The sequence below is a fragment of the Massilia horti genome, from assembly GCF_004614195.1.
In the GTDB taxonomy this organism is placed as follows: domain Bacteria; phylum Pseudomonadota; class Gammaproteobacteria; order Burkholderiales; family Burkholderiaceae_D; genus Telluria; species Telluria horti.
The window spans coordinates 12471-29562 of the sequence record NZ_SPUM01000019.1 but is presented as its reverse complement, the minus strand read 5'-3'; the positions used below and the strand labels follow the sequence as shown (position 1 = coordinate 29562).

13 protein-coding genes are annotated in these 17092 nt (G+C 63.2%); 1 reads left to right on the top strand and 12 read right to left on the bottom strand.

The features are described 5' to 3' along the window. Positions 1 to 138 precede the first annotated feature (138 nt). From E4O92_RS02855 to E4O92_RS02810, 10 genes are all read right to left on the bottom strand, one after another. On the bottom strand, positions 139 to 1155 hold the full coding sequence (locus E4O92_RS02855) for a glycoside hydrolase family 43 protein (RefSeq protein ID WP_135188242.1): 1017 nt from the start codon (positions 1153 to 1155) through the stop codon (positions 139 to 141). A gap of 67 nt (positions 1156 to 1222) precedes the next feature. Next, on the bottom strand, positions 1223 to 4378 hold the full coding sequence (locus E4O92_RS02850) for a TonB-dependent receptor (protein WP_135188241.1): 3156 nt from the start codon (positions 4376 to 4378) through the stop codon (positions 1223 to 1225). A gap of 186 nt (positions 4379 to 4564) precedes the next feature. Next, on the bottom strand, positions 4565 to 5338 hold the full coding sequence (locus tag E4O92_RS02845; RefSeq protein WP_135188240.1) for an SDR family oxidoreductase: 774 nt from the start codon (positions 5336 to 5338) through the stop codon (positions 4565 to 4567). 165 nt (positions 5339 to 5503) lie between these two features. Continuing rightward, positions 5504 to 6484 (bottom strand): L-arabinose ABC transporter permease AraH, encoded by a 981-nt coding sequence (gene araH / locus E4O92_RS02840; RefSeq protein WP_135188239.1) that lies wholly within the window; start codon positions 6482 to 6484, stop codon positions 5504 to 5506. A gap of 19 nt (positions 6485 to 6503) precedes the next feature. Further along, a complete protein-coding gene (gene araG, locus E4O92_RS02835; RefSeq protein WP_135188238.1) occupies positions 6504 to 8006 on the bottom strand; it encodes an L-arabinose ABC transporter ATP-binding protein AraG in 1503 nt (500 codons plus the stop codon). An 8-nt stretch (positions 8007 to 8014) separates the two neighbouring features. Further along, positions 8015 to 9007, bottom strand: coding sequence for an arabinose ABC transporter substrate-binding protein (locus E4O92_RS02830; protein WP_135188237.1), 993 nt, complete (start codon positions 9005 to 9007; stop codon positions 8015 to 8017). A gap of 50 nt (positions 9008 to 9057) precedes the next feature. Continuing rightward, positions 9058 to 9702, bottom strand: coding sequence for a 2-dehydro-3-deoxy-6-phosphogalactonate aldolase (locus E4O92_RS02825; RefSeq protein ID WP_135188236.1), 645 nt, complete (start codon positions 9700 to 9702; stop codon positions 9058 to 9060). Further along, entirely contained in the window at positions 9699 to 10664 is a 966-nt protein-coding gene (locus tag E4O92_RS02820; RefSeq protein WP_135188235.1) for a 2-dehydro-3-deoxygalactonokinase, read from the bottom strand. The genes E4O92_RS02825 and E4O92_RS02820 overlap by 4 nt, the downstream gene beginning before the upstream one ends. Further along, complete coding sequence (gene dgoD, locus E4O92_RS02815) at positions 10658 to 11806, bottom strand: galactonate dehydratase (protein WP_135188234.1); 1149 nt, start codon at positions 11804 to 11806, stop codon at positions 10658 to 10660. The genes E4O92_RS02820 and dgoD overlap by 7 nt, the downstream gene beginning before the upstream one ends. Before the next feature lie 40 nt (positions 11807 to 11846). Next, on the bottom strand, positions 11847 to 14045 hold the full coding sequence (locus E4O92_RS02810) for an outer membrane beta-barrel family protein (RefSeq protein ID WP_229482976.1): 2199 nt from the start codon (positions 14043 to 14045) through the stop codon (positions 11847 to 11849). Between the two features lie 504 nt (positions 14046 to 14549). On the opposite strand from E4O92_RS02810, the gene E4O92_RS02805 reads away from it, so the two are divergent. Beyond that, positions 14550 to 14996 (top strand): GNAT family N-acetyltransferase, encoded by a 447-nt coding sequence (locus tag E4O92_RS02805; RefSeq protein WP_135188232.1) that lies wholly within the window; start codon positions 14550 to 14552, stop codon positions 14994 to 14996. Positions 14997 to 15108: 112 nt separating this feature from the next. On the opposite strand, the gene E4O92_RS02800 is transcribed toward E4O92_RS02805, so the two are convergent. Continuing rightward, a complete protein-coding gene (locus tag E4O92_RS02800) occupies positions 15109 to 15573 on the bottom strand; it encodes a hypothetical protein (protein ID WP_135188231.1) in 465 nt (154 codons plus the stop codon). A 126-nt stretch (positions 15574 to 15699) separates the two neighbouring features. Beyond that, a complete protein-coding gene (locus E4O92_RS02795; RefSeq protein WP_135188230.1) occupies positions 15700 to 16938 on the bottom strand; it encodes a family 1 glycosylhydrolase in 1239 nt (412 codons plus the stop codon). Between the last annotated feature and the right edge of the window lie 154 nt (positions 16939 to 17092).

Here is a 17092-nt window from a genome sequence, read left to right as displayed (position 1 = left end):
CCAACGCGCCGTAACGATATAGGGGCAATCGTTACGGCGTCGTTCGCAATATATGTATCGTGTCCATTGGGCACCTGAGCGGGCGACATTGATAGCCTGGTCTGGAATACGAGTCGATTCCCAGCTTGGCAAACGCAACTAATCCGCCACAGGCTCCCCAAACTCCGGCGTGCCATCCGCCTTCCAGCGAATCACCTGCGCCCGCGTGTGCCGATTCGGATCACGCAGCGAATCACCCTTGATTTCCCGGTAGTTGCGCGCATGATAGACCAGCACATCGGTCTTGCCGTCGGGCGTGGTCGTGAACGAGTTATGTCCCGGGCCGAATTGGCCATTGGCCTCGCTTGTCTTGAACACCGGCTCGGGCGACTTGCGCCATGCGCTTGGGTCGAGCAGGTCGGCATCGCCACTCGCGGTCAGCATGCCCATGCAGTAGTTAGCATCGGTCGCGCTTGCAGAATATGTGAGGAATACACGGCCATTCTTGACCAGCACCGCCGGGGCTTCGGTCACGTCGTATTTCATTTTTTCCCACGCGTACTCGGGCCTGGTCAAGAGCGTAGCCGGCCCTGTGATCGAAAGCGGAGTATCCATCTTGGCGATGTAGATGTTGGTGCCCTTGTCCTTGGTGCCGGCGGCCGCGCGCTGGGTCCAGACCAGGTAGCGCTGGCCGTGATGGCTGAACGTGGTTGCGTCGAGCGAGAAAGACTCCCAGCCGGTCTTGAGTTGGCCGCGTTCGATCCATTCACCTTCCAACGGATTCGGCGACGAATTCTCGAGCACGTACAGGCGGATCTCCCACACCGCTTCCGCACGGCCGGCAGTAAAGTAGATGTACCACTTGCCGTCGATGTAGTGCATCTCCGGCGCCCAGATGTGCGCACCCATCTCCCCTTTTTCGTGCTTGCGCCAGACGACCCTTGCATCGGCCTTGCCCAGTTCGTCCAGCGAACGCGCGCGACGGACCTCGATCCGGTCATATTCGGGAACAGTGGCGGTAAAGTAGTAGTAGCCGTCCGAATGAAGCGCGACCTGGGGATCGGCCCGTTGCAGCACCAGCGGGTTATGGAATTGGACGCCGGCGGCAAATGCGGCCGGCGCGGCAAACACGATTGCGGCTGCGATTGCTGCGACAAGCTTGCCGGTAAAGGACATGTGGACCCCGAATAAAACAATACCAGCCACCGTTGATGATGGCTGGCACATGCAGGAGTTAACGAAATTAGTTCTTGAGCTGCACGGTGAAGAAGTAGCGACGGCCCGACCATGCCAGCTCATTCACGCGGAACAGGTCACCCGCATCGGTGATCTGCGCCTGGTTGGTCAGGTTCTTACCCTCCAGCGAGAACGTGATGTAGTCGTTGTAGCGCCACTGGATCTTCGCGTCCAGGAAACCGGTCTTCTCCTGGAATACCGGGTTGCCCGAGACGTCGTTGCCGCCCGTGAAAAAGCGGTCACGCCAGTTGTACGCAACGCGGGCATTGATCGGACCGCGGTCATACCACAGCGAGAGGTTGTACGAATCGCGCGACATGCCCGGATACGGCAGCACCGTGCCGTCGAGGATGTTCAGGCGCTCCGTGCCTGGCGCGTACTTGTAGCCCATGCGGGTGTAGTTCGCGTCGCCGCCAAAGCCGGACAGCCAGCCCGGCAGCCAGGTGAACGCCGAACGCGCCGCCAGCTCGACGCCCTTGGTGGTCGCGCCTTTGCCGTTGATCGGCTGGGTCACGTTGAACAGCTGGCCGTTGTGGAACAGGTCGACATTCCTGACCAGCGTCTTGTCCATCACATAGCTCGAGATGTCTTTCTTGAAAAATGCGACCGACAACTGGCTGTCCTGCGAAGGATAGTATTCGAAGCTCAAGTCGGTGTTGGACGAGCGGTATGGCTTCAGGTCCGGATTGCCCGCACTGCAGTCGTCGACGCCGTTGCCGCCAAACTGCGGGAGGCCGCTGTTTTTGGTGCAGGTTGCGTTTGGCGCGAGCAGGTCGATTGGCGGACGTGCCAGGGCTTTGGCCCAACCCAGGCGCACCAGGGCGCGATCGGTGAACCACAGTGCGCCGTTAAAGCTTGGCAGATAGTCGTGGTAGGTATTCTCCACCGTCGCCACCGAGTTGCTGACGACGACGTCCGTATAACTCGACGAACCGGGCGATTTCTCGGTGCGCACCTGGTATTTGTAGAGGCCGGCCGCCTTGTCACTGGTGCGCGTGTAGCGCAGGCCGACGTTACCGTCCAGGTCAAAACCGAAGACCTGGGTCGCATAATCGAGGCGCAGGTAGCTCGAAGCGATGCGCTCGCCAACGTCGAAAGTTGGAATCTGCGGATACACCTTGCCATCGCTGCCGGGCGCGTTGTACAGGTAATCGTGGTTGAAGTGCGAGGTGTCGAAATTCGGAGCGGCCGCGGCGTAGACCGGCGTCATCCAGCTGGCCGGCATGTTCGACACGCCCTTGTAACCGTTGAAGAAGGTGCCCGGCGAACGGCCGCTGGCCGCGCTGACCAGGCTCGCCATCTGCGCTGCAGTCACGTACTTCGTCGTAAAGTTCGAGTTGATGAAGGTTTGCGTGTCGTTCGGGCGCTGCGCGCCGCCGGTGTACAGCGGGTCGTAGATCCAGGTCTGGTTGACGTTCGCGGTCATGACGTTGATGTCGTTGCCGTTACCGCCGCTGGCCAGGTAGCCGCCGCCCTTGTACTGCGTGGAAGTCGTCTTGCGGGCCTGTGCTCCGAACCAGACCTTTGTGAAGAATGGCGTGGTCAGACGGTATTTGAAGTCCAGCTTGGCCTGGTCTTCCCTGTTCTTGGTCTCCTCTGGGCGATACTGAAGCTGCGCCTGCACGTACGAATTTGGGTTGTCCGGGCTGTACGCGGCCGGAAAGGTAAAGTGCGGCAGCCCCTGCTTGTCGAGCGATACCTTCAGACCCGGCGCGTTCTGGGTCAGGACGATGCTGTTGGTGTTAATGTCGTACATCGACTTCGAGGTGTTGAACAGGCCCTCGATTTCCAGGCGATCGCGCTTGTAGTTAAAGCCGGTCGAGGCGTATTTCGAATCGATGTCCAGTGCAAAGTCGCGCGCCGATGTGCTGAACGCGCCCTGGCCGCCCTGGCCCGCGGCGTTCAGGCACTGGCCCACAGTGTACGAAGTCACGTAGTGGTTCTCCACCACCATGCTGGACGGCGTGCCGCTCGGCGTGACGCAGGTACCGGCCGTGGTGGGCACGCCGTTGGCGCCGTAGACCGGCGCGGTGCCGGTATCGGCCAGCCGGTTTGCGTTGGCAAAGTCAGTACCGAAGTTGCGGTCGTTCAGACGCTGGGCCTGCTTGTTGGCCTGATAGCTGGCCCACACGGTGAAGTCCTTGCTGACCTCGTACTGCGCCGTCAGTTCGGCCGACGAGCGTTTGTGGTCACGGGTCCAGATGCCGTAACGCGCAATGCCCGGCGAGTAATCGTTCCACTGGTTCGTGCAAGCGGTGCGCTGGGCCGAAGTCAGGTTGGCAGCTGTCGCGCACGCCGCCTTGCTGGTGATCGCAGCAACTGCCGGATCGGTGCTGGTGACCGTCTTTTCAGGGGAGTTGTCCCAGTCCTGCAGGAAGCGCCACGAGGTGTTGCGGGCGTAGTCGTTGCGGGTGAAGACCTTGTCGTAGACGATGTTGGCCATCACGCCCAGCTTCCCGTCCAGGTAGCGGTCGGCCATGAACAGGTTCCCGCGTGGCTGGACGCCGCCGCGGCTGGACGCCTGCTCGCCGGAGAGAGTAGTGCTGATGGTGGGCTTCTTGAACTCAAGCGGCTTGCGGGTCCCGATGCTGACGGTGCCGCCAACGCCGCCTTCAGTCATGTCGGCAGTAATGCCCTTGTAGACGTCGATCGAACCGATCAGCTCCGACGCCAGTTCGCGCAGTTCCGCGCCGCGGCCAGCGGTGCCGTTGGTGCCGAGGACCGACATGCCATTGATCTCGATCCGGTTCAGGTTCGGCTCAACGCCGCGGATAGCCACCTGCGACCCTTCACCGAAGTCGCGCGTCAGCTGCACGCCGGTCACGCGCGACAGCGCCTCGCCCACGTTCTTGTCGGGGAACTGGCCAATGTCCTCGGCCACGATCGAATCGGATACGGTGCTGGCCCTTAGCTTGCGATCGATCGCCGACGCGACCGACTTGCGGGTGCCCGCGACATACACCACTGCGGCGACAGGCTGCTGTGCGCCGTCGCCAGATGCGGCCTGGCTGGTGGACTGCGCCGCTTCCGGCGTGCTGGTTGCGGCAGGAGCGGTTTCCTGCGCCAGCGCGCCGTGCGCGGCAAACATCGACACTACTGCAGCCACTGCGGTCGCGCAGCGAGTGCGACAGATAACGGTCGGGCGGGTCAATTCCTTGCTCATCGTTCGTCTCCGTTGGTCGGCCGGGCCACGGGCCGCTAGCTCATGAGGCCACGGACTATTCTAGTGACGAGGCGATGACATTTGAGCCGTGCACACCAATTAATCAGCAACATGATCGGAACAGGGACGAATTCGCAGATCGTCGATCACGACACGCCGAGGTTTCGACGCGCGCGTGGATCGAAATCAGTCGTGATAAACCTGGCTGCGGCCGCCGTCGATCAGGATATCGGTCGCATTGATGAAACGCGCTTCGTCGCTGGCCAGGAACAGCGCCGTGTATGCCACCTCGTCGGGTTCGCCGATGCGGCGGCACGGCAGCAGGTTGGCCTGGCGCTGGCGTTCGGCCTCGGGATCGGGGCAGCTGGCGAGCCAAGCCTTGACCTGCTCGGTCATGATCAGCCCCGGCGAAATTGAATTGACGCGGATGCCGCGAGCGGCGTACTCGATGCCGAGCGAACGCGTCAAACCTACCAGCGCGTGTTTGGCCACGGGGTATGGGAAGCAGCCGGGAATGATCTTGTGGCCGTGGACGGAGGCGATGTTGATGATGCTACCGGCACCGCGCGCAAGCATCGAGGGCAGCGCGGCGCGCGTGACGTTCCAGGCGCCTTCGAGATCGACCGACATGCAGCGCTGCCAGTCGTCGTGCGACAGTTCGAGCGGATCGGCAAACACGTTCATGCCGGCGTTGTTGACCAGGACGTCGATTTGGCCAAAGCGGTCGATGGTGAGGTCGACCAGGCGGCGGGTTGCGGCCTGGTCGGCCACGTCGGCCTGCACGAACAGGCTGCGGTCCTCGCCCAGTTCGGCGCGCATGGCGGCGGCGTGGTCGTCGTCGCGGTGGCTGTTGATCACCACCTGCGCGCCCTCCGCCACGAAGCGGCGCGCGATCGCCGCGCCGATGCCCATCGTCGATCCGGTCACGATGGCGACTTTGTCTGCCAAACGGTTGGTCATACGTTTCTTTCAGTTCGATTTTGCGATATTGGGCACATGCGGGGCAAACACCATTCATACGTACCGCGTGCGCACTGGTGCGCACCCTACGGCCTACCAAAGCCAATCGTAGGGTGCGCACCCGTGCGCACGCGGTACGTGCGAACCTACGCGGCGTCGCTTCGATCAGCGCCGCACGCCGCGCGTCTTGAGCTGGTCCAGCAGCACCGCCGCCAGCAGGATCACTCCGCGCACCAGGTACTGGTAGAACGCGTCCACATCCAGCAGGTTCATCACGTTCTCGACCGTGCCCATGATGAGCACGCCAATCAACACGCCGAAGATGCGCGCCTTGCCGCCCTGGAGCGACACGCCGCCCAGCACACAGGCCGAGATCACGTCCAGTTCAAAGCCCTGCGCGGAATTCGGCTGGCCGCTGGTGATCCGCGAAGCCAGGATCAAGCCTGCCAGCGACGTCACCACGCCCTGAAGCAAAAAGATCCACACACGCAAACGCTCGACGCGCACGCCGGCCAGGCGCGCCGCTTCGGGGTTGCCGCCGATGGCCAGCGTGTTGCGGCCGAAGATCGTATGATTGAGCAGCACGCCAAACACAATGAAGCACAAGCCAGTCACGATCACCGGCAGCGGCACGCCCGCCGGACGCGCGTCGCCAATGCTCATGAAGGCGTCGTTGGCAATGCCGACCGCTTGTCCGTGCGAGACGATGAACGCGAGGCCGCGCACCATCAGCATGGTGGCCAGCGTCGCAATCAGCGCATTGACGCGCAGGTAGGCGATCAAAAAGCCATTGCCCGCGCCGATCAGCGCCCCGGCGCCGAGCGCGCCGCCGAACGCCAGCAGCACGCTGTCGGTGCGCTCGAGGATGATCGCGCCCAGCACGCCGGAAAACGCGATCATCGAACCGACCGACAGGTCGAAATCGCGCGAGGCCAGGCACATCATCATGGTGCAGGCGACCATGCCGATCTGCGCGACCGACAGCATCAGGCCGATGATGTTAGTGGGCGAGAAAAAGTTCTCGACTGTCGCCGAAAGCACGCCGAACAGCACCGCGTAAGCCAGCGGCATGCTGTACTCGACAACCCATTCGCGGCGCGCGCGGCGCGCGGCGAGGTCGGGTACGGCGGGACTCATGGAAGTCATGCGATTATTCTCCTGTGATTCATTGGGTGGATTCGGGCAGCGCCAGGCGCAGCACAGCCGTTTCGCTGGCCTCGTCGCGTTCCAGCTCGCCGCTGATGCGGCCATCGCGCATGACCAGCACGCGGTCGGCAATGCCCAGCACTTCCGGCAGTTCGCTCGAGACCACGATCACCGCGCAGCCCGTGGCCGCCACCTCGTGGATGATCCGGTAGATTTCGTTCTTGGCCCCGACGTCGATGCCGCGCGTGGGCTCGTCCAGCACAAGCACCTTGAGGTTCGGTTCGGCCAGCCAGCGTGCGAGAATCGCCTTCTGCTGGTTGCCGCCGGAAAGCAGGCGGATTTCCTGGTTGCGGTCGCGCGTCTTGATGCGCAGCTTCTTGATGAAGCGTTCGGCCAGCTCGGCCTCGCGCCGTGCGCTGATGAACAGGCCACCGAGCAAGCTGTGGCGGCGGGTGCTGATGTTGATGTTCTCGGCCACCGAGGCCTCGGGCAGGATGCCCTGCTCCTTGCGGTCTTCCGGGGCCAGGACCAGGCCTGCCGAAATCGCCTCGTGCGGACCGGTGCCGTCGAGCCGCCGCCCGTCCAGTTCCACCACGCTGCCAGCCGCGCGCCGGTCGGCGCCGTACAGCAGGCGCATCAGCTCACTGCGGCCCGCGCCCACCAGCCCGAAGAAGCCGAGCACTTCGCCGGCGTGCGCCTCGAAGCTGTTCGGATGCTCAAGCGTCGCCCCGCGCAGGTTACTCACCTTAAGGCGCGGCTTGCCGCGCGGGCGTGGACGGTAATCGTAGATGTCATGCACGTCGCGCCCGACCATGTCGCTGATCAGGCGTGCACGCGGCACCTCGGACATGACCGGGTGCGTCACGATCTTGCGCCCGTCGCGGAAGATCGTGCATGCATCGCAAAGCCGGTAAAGCTCTTCCAGCCGGTGCGAGATGTAGATCATGGTGCGGCCGTCGGCGCGCAGCTCGCCGATCAGGCGGAACAGGATCTCGCTTTCGCGCTGCGACAGGCTGCTGGTCGGTTCGTCGAACGCGATGACCTGCGCGTCCTGCATGATCGCCTTGCAGATTTCGACCATCTGGCGCTGCGCGATCGACAGCGACGACAGCTTGGCCGCGGGGTCTAGGTCGACGCCGATAGCGGCCAGGCGTTCGGCCACCAGGCGCCGCGCGGCGCCGTGATCGACCAGGCCAAAGCGGTGCGGCAGGCGACCAAGCAGCACGTTCTCGGCCACCGTCAACTCCGGCACATACTGCAGTTCCTGGTGGATGACCGCAATGCCCGCTTCGATCGCATCGGCTGCGGACTGGAAGCGGCATTCGCGTCCACCAACCAGCAGGCGCCCGCCGTCCGGGCGGTACTGGCCGCCCAGGATTTTTAACAGGGTCGACTTGCCGGCACCGTTCTCGCCCAGCAGGCCATGTACCGCGCCTGCGTGCGCCTCGAAGCTCACGCCGTCGAGCGCCTTCACGCCTGGGAACTGCTTGGTGACGCTTTCAAACTGGAGATACCCCGCCATCGCCCGCCTTACAGCCCGAACTGCGAACGCACCTGCGCCTGATTGGCGCGCGTCATGAGGGTGCCCGAGGTGAGCGTAACCGGAGGCGGTGCCACGTTTTTAGTGATCCAGTCGTACATCATGACCGAGCTCTCGTAGCCGTGTCGCTTGGGGCTGATCAGCACCGTGCCGAAAAAGCCGGTGGCAGCCGGTTTGGCGAACTCGTTTTGCGCGGTTTTGCTGCCGCCGATGCCAACGCCGATCATGGCGTCGGCACGCATGCCGCGCCCCTCGGCCGCGCGCACTGCGCCGAGCACCGCCTCGTCGTTCATGCCGAACGCGATCCAGCGCTTGAAGCGCGCCTGCTTGGTGAACGCGATATTGGCGGCGTTGAACGCGTTTTCGGTGTCGCTCTTGGCCTGCGGCGCGTCGACGATATTCTGGACCGGGAAGCCCGCTGCCTTGAGCGCATCGACCGCGCCCTGAGTGCGATCGCGCGCGGTCGGCAGCTGGTCGAAGGCGACGCGCAACGCGCCTACTTCCGCCATGTTCCAGTTACGCGCCTTCATTTCCGCGACCAGCGCCTGGCCGGCCTGCTTGCCGATCTCGTAGCCCGAAATGCCCATGTGCGGGATCGATGCGATCGGCTTGCCGGCGCCATCCACCAACTGGTCGTCGACCGACATCACTTTCATGCCGGTGCGCTTTGCGGCGCGCTGCACGGCACTGCCGAGTTTGACGTCCGGCGCGCAGATCAGGAAGCCTTGCGCCTTCTGCGCCGCCAGGTTGTCGATGGCGCCGATCATCTTCTCGCCGTTCGGAATCCCGATCTTCACCAGCGCGAAGCCTTTTTCACGCGCGGCCTGTTCGGCAAAACGCCACTCGTCCTGGAACCACGGTTCCTCGGCCTGCTTGACCAGAAAGCCGATCTTGACCGGCTCGGCGGCCAAGGCCGGCAAGCCACCCAGCGATGCCAGCGCGAGGACACCGCCCAGCAGGCGGCGGCGTGATGTCGTCGTCATGTTGTCTCCTTGTGGTTATTGTGAACGCACGGCCGCATGAGCCAGCGCGTCTAGGTATTCCATCCTGCACGCCATGCCGTGACGAAGGCGCGTGCATGCCCGGCCACCATTTGCGGGCTCATGCCAGGCGCGAACAACGCCGAGCCAAGCCCGAAACCATTGGCGCCTGCACGGCGGTAGCCGTCCATGGTGGTGGGCGTAATGCCGCCGACGGGAAGCAGGCGCGTGGTCGCGGGCAGCACCGCGCGCATCGCCTTCATCACCGGCGGCGCCACCAATTCGGCGGGGAACAGCTTGAGCGCGTCGGCCCCGGCATTCAATGCCGCGAACGCCTCGGTCGGCGTGGCCACGCCCGGCACGCACCACATTCCGGCGGCCTTGGCCGCCCGGATCACCTCGACGTCAGCATGGGGCATCACGATCAGTTGGCCGCCGGCGTCCTTCACCTGGGTCACTGCGGAAGTAAGGAGGACTGTGCCGGCGCCAACCACCGCATCAGGCGGCAGCTTGCGTGCAAGCCGTTCGATCGATTCGAGCGGGTCCGGCGAATTGAGGGGAACCTCGATCAGGCGAAAGCCTTCGTCGTACAGCGCCTGGCCGACGGCTTCTGCTTCTACTGGTTTCAAGCCGCGCAGGATCGCCACCAGCGGCAGGCTGGAAAAGGCCGCATCAAAAGCGGCGGAAGAATTGCTCATGTTCCGGACTCCTCGGTGCCGGTCACGATGCCGGCTTCAAGCGCCAGCCGCCACAGGCCGGCCGGTGCGGTATTCGGAAAGCTCGCTTCTACGCCGCTGCCGAAAATGTGCAGCGCGCTCTCATACAGCGCACACAGCTTCGGTTCGCCGACCAGCACCAGCGGCTGCTCTTCGCCGCCTGCAATGTAGCGCTCGCGCAGCCCGGCTGTGATCTCATGGCCGATCAGCAGGCCCGAAAGATAATCTGGTAACGCCTCCGGCTTGAGTTCATCGAAGAGGCCAAGCGTGCGCACAGCGAACAGCTGGTGCGCCAGTGCGGTGCGTTCGGCGGCGGCACGCACGCCGGCGGCAAAGGAATCGTCATCCGGCTCGTCTTGATCGATCATCAGGCGCCCGAGCACCGAATGCCCGCGCAGGACCGCGAACAGTTCGCCAGTCATGTAGGTCGCGAAATCAATCACTTGGTTCTCTCGCACGTGCGCCCATTTCGAATGGGTGCCGGGCAGGACGAAGGTGCAGGCTCCAGCCAGGTCCGGGCGCTGCGCGAGCGCGCCGACGATCTGCGTTTCTTCGCCACGCATGACGTCGGGGGCCGAGCCCACGGTGCGGCACGACATGCCCGGGACGATCGCGATCTCGCGCCCGGCCGCAGTCACGCGCACGAAGCCGCCTGCCAGCTGCTGTTCGCCCGCCGGGCAGGCGGCGTATGGCGCCTCGCGCCAGCCATGCTTGCTGCCGACCATGCCGCAAGCCAGCACTGGCAACGCGGGCGCGGCCGCCAGCCAGTCGCCGGCGATCTGCGCCAAAGTGGACTCGTAGGCAGCCGCCGAACCGTTCATCGCGGTGCTGCCCTGTTTTGCCGACCGTTCCTCGATCAGCACGCCGCCAGGGCCGAGCAGGAATGCGCGCAGGCTGGTGCTGCCCCAGTCCAGCCCAACCAGGCGTGCGTTCGCGTTTACCATTCGGCTACGCTGCCATCTTCATGGCGCCACAACGGATTGCGCCAGTCCGGCGCGTTGCGGCTGGCCTCGACCACGCGCTCTTCATCGATTTCCACGCCCAGGCCCGGCTTGGGCAGCGGTTTGATGTAACCGTCGGTGATCTTGAAGTCTTCGCGGTTCTTGACGTAGTCGAGCAGTTCGGCACTCTTGTTGTAGTGGATGCCCATGCTCTGCTCCTGCAGCACCGCGTTGTGCGAGACAAAGTCGATTTGCAAGCAGGATGCCAGCGCGACCGGGCCGAGCGGGCAATGCGGCGCGAGCGCGATGTCGTACGCCTCGGCCATGCCGGCGATCTTCAGGCATTCGCTGATGCCACCCGCGTGCGACAGGTCCGGCTGCACGATCGACAGGCCGCCCTGCTCGAATACCCGCTTGAAATCGAAGCGCGAGAACATGCGCTCGCCCGCGGCGATCGGAATCGGCGTGCCGGCCGCCAGCCGCGGATAGTATTCGGCCTGCTCGGCCAGAACGGGCTCCTCGACGAACAGCGGGCGGTACGGCTCCAGTTCGCGCAGCAGCACCTTGGCCATCGGCGCCGATACCCGGCCGTGGAAGTCCAGGCCGAATTCGACGTCGTGGCCGAACGCAGCGCGAATCCCGGCAACCCGCTCGATGGCCTGATCGACCTTGCGCGCGCTGTCGATGATGCCCAGCTCCTCGGTGCCGTTCAGCTTGAAGGTGTCAAAGCCCGCCGCGCACAGCGCGCGCATGCCGGCGATGACGTCGGCCGGGCGGTCGCCGCCAACCCAGCTGTAGGTCTTCATCTTGTCGCGCACCAGGCCACCCAACAGCTCGTACACCGGCACGCCCAGCACCTTGCCCTTGATGTCCCACAGCGCCTGGTCGATGCCGGCGATCGCGCTCATCAGGATCGGGCCGCCGCGGTAGAAGCCGGCGCGGTACATCACCTGCCACAGGTCGTTGATGCGCGACGGGTCCTGGCCAACCAGGTAGTCCGCCAATTCGTGCACTGCCGCTTCGACGGTGCGGGCGCGGCCCTCGATCACGGGCTCGCCCCAGCCGACCACACCTTCGTCGGTTTCGATCTTGAGCAGCATCCAGCGCGGGGGAATCCGGAAAGTCGTCAGTTTGGTGATTTTCATGCCAGGGGCGTCAAAAAAGTCAGGTAAAAAATATGGTCCGTCATCGGCCCGGCGGACCGCCAAAGCCGCTGCTGAATCCGCCCGGAGCGCCGCCATGGCCTGGGCCAAAGCGCATTTCGCCCCGGCCGTCTTGCATGGCTCCGCCGCTCACACCGCCAAAGCGGTACGACAAGCCAACATACACGATACGGCCATCGAAGCGGCGCACGTTCGTTTCCTTGAGCGTGGCGGTGTCGGTGATGGTCTCCATCTTCTGCGAATTGAAGATGTCGGTCATGTTCATCACTACCGACAGCGCCGGCGACAGGCTGTGGCGCACGCTCAGGTTCGCGGTCCTGGTCGGCTCGCGGTAGCCCTGGCCGGTCAGGGTCTTGCCCTGCCCGTGCAGCATCAGCTGGACCTGGTTGGCCGGGGACAGCTGGTAGTTCAGGCGCACGCGCCCACTCAGCGACGAGGCGGTGCGCGTCACGTCGGCGCCGCCGGTGTCGAACTGGCGCTGCTCGCTGCGCGCCAGGTTGCCGCTGGCATTGACCGTGAAGGCCGGCGTCAGGCGGCCACTCACCGTGAACTCCATGCCGCTCGACCGGCTGCCGCCCAGGTTTTCCGGGCGAGTGAGCAGCACGTTGTCGCCGACGAAGGTGCTGCGGTACTGGATCGTATCCGTGTCCTCGCGGTAGTAGCCGCGCAGGTTGGATTCGAGATTGCCGAAGCGCGTCTCCAGGCCCACTTCGAACGAGTCGGTCTGGGCCGGCTTGAGCTTCGGGTTACCCGAGGATTCGTTCAGCTCGTCGCGGTACACCACGAACGGATTGAGCTCGCCCGCGTTCGCGCGGCGCAGGCGGTGCGCGTACGAGAAGCGCAGGTTGGTGTCGTCCGATACCTTATAGGTCGCGAACGCGCTTGGAATATGGTTGAAGTAGCGGTTGGTCGCTTCGATCTGCGAGGTGAGCTGGTTGATGTTCAGGTGCGTGTATTCGGTGCGCAGGCCTGCCTGCACGCCCCAGTATTCGTTCAGCCGCATCTGGTACGACGCGTACAGGGCCAGGTTGCCCTGGTCCAGGTCAAAGCCGTTGGTCCGGCGCGGATTGACCACCGGGGTGCCGGTCACGGGGGCGAAATCGGTATACAGCGTGTCGATCCCGGTCCTGGTGTCGACCACCTTGAAGCCTGCCTTGAGCAGCCCGCCGGCCTCCAGCGGCCGCTCATAGTCGCCGGTAAAGTCGGCGATTCGGGTGTCGTTGCCGCCTACCTGGTTACTCCTGGTGTCGCGCGCACCCTGCGGACGCACTGCGTACGTGTTCGCAAAATCGCTGTCGCTATCGATGTTTGCGGACGAAAGCCGCAGGTCGAGCTTCAAGGTCTCTCCCCGCACATCGCCCTTGTGGTCCCAGGTGCCGGCCAGGCTGTAGTTGCCGCTGTCGCCACTGCGCCTGCTGGTGCGCATGTAGTCGCTTGCCGTGGTGCTGCCGCCCGGGGTGAATGCCTGGTAGCGGTCGATGCCGTTCTGGTCATTGGAGCGCTTCATGTAGGCCGCCTGCGCCGACAGGGTGTCCTTGTCGCCCAGGTTGTAGCTGATGCCGCCGTTCAGGCCGGCCGAATCGTTCAGGCCCGTGGACGTGGAGGCCTGCGTGCTGCGAGTTGCGATGCCGGTTGCGGGGTCGATCCGCTCGCGTTCGAGTTCGCCCACCGAATCGCGCCCGTCGCGGCGGAAGTTGACGCCACCCTGGAACCCGAAGCGGCCGCTGTTGTACGAGCCCGAAGTGGCCGTGTTAAAGCGTCCGCCGGTACCGTAATTGGCGTTGGCCACGCCGAACCCGCCCGGCTTGCGGCTGCGCTTCATGACCAGGTTGAGGATCGGGCCGCCGCCGCCCTCATTGCCGAACTGGGCGCCGGGATTGTTAATCACCTCGATCGAATCGATGTCCTCGGCCGGCATCGCCTGCAGCGCCGCGCCGCGGTTATCGCCCTGCATCATGGCCGACGGCTTGCCGTCGACGAGAATCTGCACGTTGGTGTTACCGCGCAGGCTCACCGTACCGTCAGGGTCGACGGCGACCGCAGGCACGTTGTTCAGCGCATCGGACGCGGAGCCGTTGGAGCTGCTGGTGTCGGATTTGACGTCGTGGACCTGGCGGTCGATCCGGTTGGTCGGGCGCTCGCCGACCACGTTCACCGTCGTCTGCGCCACTGCGCCATGCCCGAAGCACAGCATTTCGCCGATCAGGGCGGAAACTAGCAACTTACGGGCCAGCAAACCTGCCGGTTGTGCGTGCCTGATCGCACGGGTGTCTTCAGGATGAGCCATCTTCGCGGGTAAGTAAAAGCGCTTCAGCGATTTGGGCCCCAGGGCAATGCCGGACCCAGCCATCGACGCTAAATATTAGACAATAGTTGAATATTCGTAAAGACAAATTCGGCTTGAGAAGGCCGTTTCCGCATAAAAAGTCAGACAATTGCGCGTTGCGCGGCTCTTGATCAGCCGGAAGTGCTGGCCAAGGCTGGCAGCGGACCATTATAGGTTTTGTGACCGTAGGGAAATATGCTAACTGAGCAAACAATCAACGGACTGAGCGGAGAAACAAGACGTTACATGCCGTTACATGAAGGGCGCGTGCGAGCGCATTGCCGAGCCGCGTTGCAGACTCGATGACGGCATTCATTTTGAGATTTTGGACAGAAATCTTGCCGCCGAAATTTTGACAATGTACAGTCCCGAAGCAAACCTATTTAATTCAGGAAAAACATGATCATTATTCGCCAAGCGCAGGAAGCCGACACGGATGCCATCGCTCCCCTGTTCGACGCCTATCGCCAGTTCTACGGCAAGCCGTCCGCCCCTGACGTGGCCGCGCGCTTCATCGGAGAGCGCCTGGCCAACGGCGAATCGGCCATCTTTCTCGCATTCAATAACGCGGGCAAGGCGGTTGGCTTCGTTCAGCTCTACCCGACCTTTTCATCGGTCTCGGCGGCACGCGTGTATGTGCTCAACGACCTGTTCGTGGCCCCCGAGGCGCGACGCGGAACAATCGCCCGCAGCCTGATGGCAGCCGCCGCCCGCTTCGCGCGCGAACGCGGCGCACTGAGTCTTTCTCTGTCGACCGGCAAGACCAACAGCATGGCGCAGGCGCTGTACGAATCGGAGGGCTGGGTACGCGATGAGGCCTACTACCACTACTCGCTGACCCTGTAGTCCCAGGGTCGGCTATTGGACCGCATCGCACAAGCTTGTGTTGGCAACAATGAGCGAGCGGACTTCCCCGACCTCAAGTACCCTGCCATTTAGCTTGCGGCCCGCGGCGCGATTATTGTTTGAAGGTTTCGTGATGCCACACAAGTTCTGCCATTGAAACCGGCACTTTGACCAGCCGTTCCTGGCCATCCGCTTTGGCTTCCAGCTGCCATTCGCAAATGGTGCGGCCAATGCAGGCCATTAGCATTGCGTCGTTGTTGTTTTTTACTTCCACAACCGAGACCTGGGTCAGTTTGCCTTCCGGCGAGATGCGCAGGCCATATTCGATCGCAGCGCCATTTGGCCATCCCCCCTCGCGCTCCATATGCTTCCGGATGCATTTGTTGGTTTCGCGGTAGTACTGCCTCATCAATTTCTTGATCTGCCCACCCGTTCCAGGATCGGCCTCGGCCGGCTGGACTTTACTCGACACGAAATCCCCTGTCGGATCTTTGGCGATATAGCAGGCCGCAGGTTCATCCGCAAAGGCAGTACCCGCGCACAGGGCGGCTGCAGCAATAGCTAACGCGTAACGCATGTGGTTTCTTTAACCAAGATTCGATGGAGTTGCATACTATCAACTGAGTTGCCTTAGGTCAACACACCTTCGATCATCATTCTGGCCAATTAGCGACCAGTAGTTTCGGGGAGATAGCAAAAGGTGTCAAAACCGGACATAACTGGCCGCCAACCCTGGCCCCCATTCGCGGATGATACGGCGGTATTCCACTCCGACGCGCCGGATCCTGCGCTCCAGATCGAATAACCCGCTTGAATTGACATGACCGCGCGGCAGCCGCAGGTCGACATCCCAATCAACCTGGTCGGTCAGGCTGTACCAGGTGAAGCCGATCATCGGGTAGCCCTCCTGGCGCAAGCGCAGCACGTTGGCCCATTGGCGCTCCAGCCAATAGGCCGCGTTCAGTGGCTGGTACTGGTTGGTTTCCGTATGCATGATCGGGAGCCGGAAGCGCTCGAAGTACTGGCGCGTCAGCCCGTAGTAGCCGAGCACGTTGGACCGCTTGGTGCTGCCATCCGGGTAGACGATCATTTCGCTGGTTTCGTAGTAGTCCGTGCCCATGATGCAAGATGGCCGGATACTGCGGTTCATGAAGAAGTCAAACTGGTCCAGCGACATGCCGTTTGCAAGCAGGTATTGCAGCATCCGTCCGGATGGCGAATGGCTGTAATTGAGGTCAAGCGACAGGAAGCGCAGCTCGTTCAGGTGCGCGGTCTTCGAAACGGAATCCGGGCTGTATGGGTGGTAGTAGCGCGTCGACTCACTTTGCACGAACCATGCGTTTGATACCCGCATGATCGCCTCACTGGCGCGGATATTCGCCTCGACCGCATTGCACAGCGCAGTGACGAACGAGCGCTCGCTGCACAACTGCTCGTTCCAATACCCGCGCAGCGCCGAGTACTCGGCCGTGATGAGCATTTCGTTGACCGGCGTGTACAGCCACACCCAGGGATAGCGGCGCGCAAACGCGTCCGCGTATTCGGCAAAATAATGCGGAAAGTCGGTGTTCTGGAAGTTGCCCAGCCAGTCCGGCAGGCTGAAATGGCACAGGTCGGCGATTGGCTGGATGCCAAGGCGGCGCAGCTCGGCAAACGTCTCATCTGCGAACGACCAGTCGTAGCGCCCGGGCGCGACGTGGGTGCGGTAGTACGGCGGCCCGTAGCGCAGGCAGCGCAGGCCCAGGTCGTGCACCAGTTGGAAGTCCTCGCGCCAGCGCTCATAGTGGCCTGATTCGGCCATCTGGTCGACCCGCATCGGCTTGCCGTCCGGGCAGGTGATGATGGGCGCGCTGTTCTCGATTCCAGTACAAAAGGTGAACGAGCGCGTCAGGCTGTCCGGGGAAAGCGCATTCTTGACTTCACTGGTCGTTTGGCTGCTCATCGCTGCGCATCCGTACAGGTCATATGTGCTCAGACCGCAAAAGGTCGAGCCGGTTCATGCCGGTGGCGCGCAGTCAAACGGCCGTTTTTTTCGGACCGTAATAAAAAGGCGACTCGTCGCCGGGTCGCCTGTCAGCATGCTGACCCGGTCCGAA

Excerpts from the sequence above, each read along its gene's own strand:
- E4O92_RS02855 (WP_135188242.1), bottom strand. The coding sequence starts at position 1,155 with ATGTCCTTTACCGGCAAGCTTGTCGCAGCAATCGCAGCCGCAATCGTG.
- E4O92_RS02850 (WP_135188241.1), bottom strand. The coding sequence starts at position 4,378 with ATGAGCAAGGAATTGACCCGCCCGACCGTTATCTGTCGCACTCGCTGC.
- E4O92_RS02845 (WP_135188240.1), bottom strand. The coding sequence starts at position 5,338 with ATGACCAACCGTTTGGCAGACAAAGTCGCCATCGTGACCGGATCGACG.
- araH (WP_135188239.1), bottom strand. The coding sequence starts at position 6,484 with ATGACTTCCATGAGTCCCGCCGTACCCGACCTCGCCGCGCGCCGCGCG.
- araG (WP_135188238.1), bottom strand. The coding sequence starts at position 8,006 with ATGGCGGGGTATCTCCAGTTTGAAAGCGTCACCAAGCAGTTCCCAGGC.
- E4O92_RS02830 (WP_135188237.1), bottom strand. The coding sequence starts at position 9,007 with ATGACGACGACATCACGCCGCCGCCTGCTGGGCGGTGTCCTCGCGCTG.
- E4O92_RS02825 (WP_135188236.1), bottom strand. The coding sequence starts at position 9,702 with ATGAGCAATTCTTCCGCCGCTTTTGATGCGGCCTTTTCCAGCCTGCCG.
- E4O92_RS02820 (WP_135188235.1), bottom strand. The coding sequence starts at position 10,664 with ATGGTAAACGCGAACGCACGCCTGGTTGGGCTGGACTGGGGCAGCACC.
- dgoD (WP_135188234.1), bottom strand. The coding sequence starts at position 11,806 with ATGAAAATCACCAAACTGACGACTTTCCGGATTCCCCCGCGCTGGATG.
- E4O92_RS02805 (WP_135188232.1), top strand. The coding sequence starts at position 14,550 with ATGATCATTATTCGCCAAGCGCAGGAAGCCGACACGGATGCCATCGCT.
- E4O92_RS02800 (WP_135188231.1), bottom strand. The coding sequence starts at position 15,573 with ATGCGTTACGCGTTAGCTATTGCTGCAGCCGCCCTGTGCGCGGGTACT.
- E4O92_RS02795 (WP_135188230.1), bottom strand. The coding sequence starts at position 16,938 with ATGAGCAGCCAAACGACCAGTGAAGTCAAGAATGCGCTTTCCCCGGAC.